Consider the following 5,944-nt stretch of genomic DNA (forward strand, 5'->3'; position numbering starts at 1 on the left):
ACCCGGGGAACGACGACAGATTCGGGGTGGGCGCAGGCTTGCGGACGGCGGGGCAACGGCGCGGAGGATCCGGGCTTGCGGAGGGCTATGGGGTGAGGGCGCGGACCGCACCGGTTACGGTCGGGACGACGGTGAGCAGGACAAAGGCCGGGAGGAAGCAGAGAACCAAGGGGAATGCGAGGCGGACGGCGGCCCGGCCGGCTTCGGCCTCGGCCTGGAGCCGGGCTCGGCTGCGGAGGGCTTCGGCCCTGGCGGCCAGGGCCTCGGCCGGTGGGGCGCCCCAGCGCTCGGCCGCGTCGAGGGCGGCCGCCGCCGCGCGTAGTTCGTCGAGCCCCGACCGCTCGGCGGCCGCATGGAGCGCGGCGGCCGGCGTTCCACCGAGGCGCAGGACGGCGGCGGCCAGGTCCAGATCCTCACTGAGGGACTCCGGGGCGCGGTCGGCGACCCGGAGCACGGCCTTGTGGGGGTTGAGGCCGGCCAGCAGGGCCGCGCCGAGCAGGTCGAGGACCACCGGAGCCGACGTCCGCCGGACGGCCAGCCGCCGGGCGGTCCTGCGGCGCCCTACGGCCCAGATGAAGGCAGGCCGGGCGGCGGCCGCGAGCACCGCGACGATGGCCAGCTCCGGGAAGCCCGTGGTCCCCAGGGAGCCGAGCATCACCCCGGCGCCGGCGCCGGCGACCAGTCGGCGGAGCCGCCGGCCGTCACGCGGGGGCCTTCGGGTGTCGAGCCCCCGTCCGGGTCTCCGCGGGGTCATGGTGCTGGACCTCGAACGATGTGGGCGGCCCAGCAGATGCCGAGCAGCTCCAGGACCGTCGCCGCCGTCAGGGTCGCCCAGCCGGCGGGTTCGCGGATCAGGAACGCGGCATCCGAGGGCGAGGTCAGGGCGACGATGCCGAGGAAGGCCGGGGCCATCGCGGCCACGACGCGGGCCGACAGGCGGGCCTGTGCGGTGGCGGCCAGCACCGCCTGTCTGGACCGGACGCGGTCGGTGGCCGCGATGGCCAAGCCCGCCAGCACCGGGCCGGGCGGGGCGCCGGTCGTCTCGGCGAGGTCGAGCGCCTCTCCGGCGAGCTCGAGCTCGCTCAGCCGCTCAGCCTTCGCCGCCGCGGCCAGCGCCTGGCCCGCTCCCGCGCCGAGCTCGGCCGCACGGATCGCCTGGCCGAGGACGTCGCTCAGGGCCGAGGGTGTCCCCTCGGCGGCCGCCTGCAGAGCTCTACGGGGATTGATCCCGGCGGCCACGGTCGCACGGAGCACGTCGACGACCTCCGGAACCGCCTCCTCCATCTCGCGCCGCCGCGCCGCCGCCCGCCCTGGCATGGAGATGCGGGTGCGCACCCTGCCAGTGGCTGAGCTACGGCCCAAGCCGGCGTTGCTGGCGGTAGCGGCTGTGCTGGTGGCGGTGGGGCCTGCCGACCTCCGAGGAGTCGATGGGCGATCAGAATTCGCCACGATCGGCGAGGTGCTCGAATACGCTGGCCGATCCAACAACGCTGACTGCCGGCGCCGTTTCGGGGACCGACGTCTCCAGCTACGGCTACTGCCCGGGAACCACCGCCGGCCCCGACGCGACCGCCGTTCCAGAAAGGACTCGGACACCAACCTCGCCCCGCGGCTCCAGAGCAACCCGCCGTCCAGACCGCGCCCGTGCGTCCGGAACGACCCGCCGTCCAGGCCTCGTCCGCGCCTCCCGAACGAGCCGAGCGCTCGGAACGCGACGGCAACGGCGAGCACGGCCAGGAGCGCGTCGACGGCGATGACCGGTGGCGTGGTCATCGGGTGTGGGTCCGGGGGCAGAGGACGCGGACGCTGCCGCCGGGGTGGGTGGGCTCGAACACGGGGAGGACCGAAGGGTCGAGGCGGTCGGCCCAGCGGGGGACGTGGCCGGTCGCGGAGAGGCCGGTGGCCGGATCGGCGGTGCGGAGGGGGACGGCCCGGGCGCGGCCGTCTGGGGTGGTGAGGAGCTCGGCGACGACGGTGACGCGGCGGCCGGGGCGGGCGGCGGGGGTGCGCTCCAGGTGGACGACCGCGCCGATGCCGCCGCCGACGAGGCGGCGGACGACGTCGAGGCCGGCGCCTGGTGCGGTCAGGGCCATGGCTTCGAGACGGGCGGGTACCTCCTCGGGGCCGCCGGCGTGGAGGGTGGTCATGAGACCGCGGTGGCCGGTGTTGGCGGCCTGCAGCATGTCCAGCACCTCGGGGCCGCGGACCTCGCCGACGACGATGCGGTCGGGGCGCATGCGGAGGGCGTTGCGGACCAGCTCGCGCAGCGGCACCTCGCCCCGGCCCTCCACGTTGGGGGGTCGCGCCTCGAGCCGGACGACGTGGGGGCCGGGAAGCCGCAGCTCGGCGAGGTCCTCGACGGTGACTACCCGTTCGCGTGCCGGGATGGCGGCGGCGAGGACGTTGAGCAGGGTCGTCTTGCCGGTGCCGGTGGCGCCCGACACGGCGATGGCGATCCCGGCGGCGACCATGGCCTCCAGCAGCCGGGCCGTGGCGAGGTCGAGGGCGTCCCGCTCGATCAGGTCGCGGAGCTGGAGCCGCCGCCGGGCGAAGCTGCGGATGGTGACGACCGGGCCGTCGGGGGCGAGCGGAGGCAGCACGGCATGGAGCCGCTCCCCACCCGGGAGGCGGGCGTCGACCCAGGGACGGGACTCGTCCACGCGGAGCCCGAGCGGGGCGACCACGCGCTGCACCAGGGCGGCCACGGCGGCGGCCGAGGCGAAGCGGACGGCGGCCCGTTCGACGACGCCCGCCCGCTCCACCCACACCTCGGCGGGGCCGTTGACCATGACGTCGGTCACCAGCGGGTCGGCGAGCAGCGGTGCCAGCGGGCCGAGGCCGGTCAGCTCGTCGGCGATCGAGCGAACGACCGCCGTGAGGTCGGGGGCGGGGAGCTGGACGCCGTCCTCGTCGAGGGCGTCGGCCACCGCCGCCCGGAGGCCGGCGACGTCGCTGGCGACCGCGCCGGTCGCGGCCAGCCGGCGCTGGACCCGCTGGACCAGCCCCGGGGGCACCCCGCCGGCCATACCGACCCTGCTGGCCGCGGCCGCGATGGTCGAGGCGCCGGTCCCGGCCGCACCGGCGCCAGCGCCGGGCCATGGCCTGGTGCCGGCCGGACCGACGCCGGCACCCGCCTCGGCGTCGGACCACGGCCTGGGCCCGCGGGCGCGGTGGTCGGGGAGGTGGGTCCGGGGGGTCATGTGGACATCGCCGTGAACGGGACCACGCGGTTCGCCAGGGCCACCATGGCCTGGACCGCGGGGAGGTCGTGGCGGTCGAGGAGCAGGACGCCGTCCTCGGCGGCGGCGGCCAGTTCGGGGGCGGCGGCCGGGATCAGGGCCCAGAGCTGGTCGCCGAGGACGGCGCGGACCTCGCGGGGAGCGAGGGGAGCTCGCGGCCGGACACCGGTGACGACGGCGCCGGCGGCGTCGGGGTCGCGACCGGCCGCCGTCCAGGCGCCCAGGGCCGCCTGGAGGGCGCGGACGCCGGCCGTCTCGCAGCGAGCGATGGCGACCAGGGCGTCGGCCTGGGACAGGGCCGCCTGGACGGCCGGTCCGTCCGTGGCGGGGAGATCGACCACGACCAAGCGGTAGGTGGCCCTGACGACCTCGAGGACGCTCCAGACGACCGGCGGCCCGGGCGGAGGTTCGGCGGCGCCGTCCGGGAGGCCGGCGAGCGGCAGCACGGACAGGCCGGCCCACGGCTCGGCCAGCGTCCCCGTGAGCGCGGCCGGGTCGAGGTCGCCGACCCGGACGTCACGGTCCGCCGAACCGGCGTCCAACCCGACCCCGGCGTCGCGGTCCGCCGGACCGGGGCCCACCTCGCCGGGCTGGTCACCGGCCAGTGCCCGGGTGGGCGGGCTGGACGTGCCGGCGGCGCCCGGGGCCGTGCCGGGTGCCGGGAACAGGCTGGACCAGGTGGGGGCCGCGCCCAGGTCGAGGCGGAAGGCGAGGCCGCCGGACAGGTCAAGGAGGAGGACCGGGGCGGGGCCCCAGCGGGCCCAGGCGGCGGCCAGGTGGACGGCCACGGTGGTGGTGCCGACGCCGCCCTGGACGCCGCGGAGGGCGACGACCAGGCCGGTGGGGCCGCCGGCGGGACCGGGCCGGGCGAAGGCGGCGACCCGGGCGAGCTCGCCTGGCAGGTCGGCGACCCCGTCGGGCCAGGTGAGCAGACTGCGGGCGCCCGCGGCGAGCGCGGCCCGGACGTCGGCTGGGCGGTCGTCGTCGCCGACGGCGACCAATGGGGTCCGGCAGTCGGCTGGCAGGTGGGCGAGCGCGTCGCAGCCGACCAGGGCGACCGAGGGCTCGGCGGCGACGGCCGCGGCCAGGCCGGCGGGGCTCGGGTCGGCCATGAGGACCTGCCAGCCGGCAACGGCCTCGACCGCGTGCCGCAGGGAGTCGGCGGTGCCGGGGTCGTCGTGGGCGATGACGGCCAGCGGGGGCATCGGCGGGACGGGGACGAGGGCCACGGGCATCCTCCCGGCGCCTGGGGTTCGGGCTCGGCGGGCCGGATGCGGCGCTCGGCCGGTCCGGCGCCGGGAAGGATGGCCGGGCGGGACACCAGGGGGAAGACGCTCCCGCCAGAATGTGCATAACTCCCGCAGGTTCCCGGCGGGGCGGCGACGGGGAGGGCCGCCGGAACGCCGGGACCGGGCAACTGGGATACGCCAGGGCCAGCGGCGAGACCGGGACCAGCGGCGGGACCGGGCCGTGCACGGGTGTGGATACGCGCGTTTCGGGACCCGGTGGGCCGAGTAAGCTTCCGGGGAACACGAACTGCCGCAGGGAGGCGGATTGCATGGCCGAGAGCAGTCCCGCGATCGAAAACCTCTTCTCCGAGGGGCGGTCCTTCCCCCCGCCGGACGATTTCAAGGCCGACGCGCTGGTCACCGACCAGTCACTGCACGAGCGGGCGGCACGGGACCTGGAGGGGTTCTGGGCCGAGGAGGCCGAACGGCTGCGCTGGATGAAGCCATGGGACCAGGTGCTCGAGTGGAACCTGCCCTTCGCCAAGTGGTTCGTCGGCGGGCAGCTGAACGTCTCGGACAACTGCCTCGACCGCCACGTCGAGGCCGGCGGCGGCGACAAGGTCGCCTACCACTGGGAGGGTGAGCCGGGCGACACCCGGACCATCACCTACGAGGAGCTGCGCGACGACGTCGCCCGGTTCGCCAACGCGCTCAAGTCGATCGGCGTGCGGCGGGGCGACCGGGTCAACATCTACATGGGCATGGTCCCCGAGCTGCCGGTGGCGATGCTCGCCTGCGCCCGGCTGGGCGCGGCCCACTCGGTGGTGTTCGGAGGGTTCTCCGCCGACGCGCTGCGGGACCGGATCAACGACGCCGAGGCCAAGGTCCTGATCACCCAGGACGAGGGGTGGCGGGCCGGCAAGGTGGTGCCGCTCAAGCAGAACGCCGACGACGCGGTCGCCGACACGCCCAGCATCGAGAAGGTCGTGGTGCTGCGGCGGACCGGCAACGACGTCCCCTGGACCGAGGGCCGCGACGTCTGGTGGCACGACCTGGCGGAGGGGCAGTCGACCGACTGCCCACCCGAGGCGATGGACGCCGAGGACCTGCTCTACCTGCTCTACACCTCGGGGACCACGGCCAAGCCCAAGGGGATCATGCACACCACCGGCGGCTACCTGACCGGGGTGGCGACCACCCACCGGCTGGTGTTCGACCTGCATCCCGACACCGACGTGTACTGGTGCGCGGCCGACATCGGCTGGGTCACCGGCCACTCCTACATCGTCTACGCCCCGCTGGCCAACCACGCCACCAGCATCCTCTACGAGGGCGCGCCCAACTTCCCCGACAAGGACCGCTGGTGGGAGATCATCGAGAAGTACAAGGTCACGATCCTCTACACGGCGCCGACGGCCATCCGCACGTTCATGAAGTGGGGCACCGACTGGCCCGAGAAGCACGACCTCTCCAGCC

At 75.9% G+C, this 5,944-nt stretch carries 5 protein-coding genes; 1 reads left to right on the forward strand and 4 read right to left on the reverse strand.

Features of this window, described 5'->3' with window-relative positions; translation table 11 throughout:
• Positions 1 to 85: 85 nt before the first annotated feature.
• The 4 genes from VF468_06560 to VF468_06575 all read right to left on the reverse strand — a co-directional run bounded on the left by VF468_06560 (position 86) and on the right by VF468_06575 (position 4,468).
• Complete coding sequence (locus VF468_06560) at positions 86 to 754, reverse strand: type II secretion system F family protein (protein HEX5877967.1); 669 nt, start codon at positions 752 to 754, stop codon at positions 86 to 88.
• Positions 751 to 1,335 carry a type II secretion system F family protein gene (locus VF468_06565; GenBank protein HEX5877968.1) on the reverse strand — a complete coding sequence of 195 codons (585 nt, stop codon included), beginning with the start codon at positions 1,333 to 1,335 and terminating at the stop codon, positions 751 to 753. Before VF468_06565 ends, VF468_06560 begins: the two co-directional genes overlap by 4 nt.
• A 434-nt stretch (positions 1,336 to 1,769) precedes the next feature.
• Positions 1,770 to 3,200: a CpaF family protein gene (locus VF468_06570; protein ID HEX5877969.1), complete on the reverse strand. Its 1,431-nt coding sequence runs from the start codon at positions 3,198 to 3,200 to the stop codon at positions 1,770 to 1,772.
• Entirely contained in the window at positions 3,197 to 4,468 is a 1,272-nt protein-coding gene (locus VF468_06575) for a cellulose synthase operon protein YhjQ/BcsQ (protein ID HEX5877970.1), read from the reverse strand. The genes VF468_06570 and VF468_06575 overlap by 4 nt, the downstream gene beginning before the upstream one ends.
• Positions 4,469 to 4,797: 329 nt before the next feature.
• On the opposite strand from VF468_06575, the gene VF468_06580 reads away from it, so the two are divergent.
• A partial coding sequence (locus VF468_06580; GenBank protein HEX5877971.1) for an AMP-binding protein occupies positions 4,798 to 5,944 on the forward strand: 1,147 nt, incomplete at its 3' end.

It is taken from the genome of Actinomycetota bacterium (assembly GCA_036280995.1).
Classification (GTDB): Bacteria; Actinomycetota; CALGFH01; order CALGFH01; family CALGFH01; genus CALGFH01.

Coding starts and splice junctions, on each gene's coding strand:
- VF468_06560 (HEX5877967.1), bottom strand. CDS start 754: ATGACCCCGCGGAGACCCGGACGGGGGCTCGACACCCGAAGGCCCCCG.
- VF468_06570 (HEX5877969.1), bottom strand. CDS start 3,200: ATGACCCCCCGGACCCACCTCCCCGACCACCGCGCCCGCGGGCCCAGG.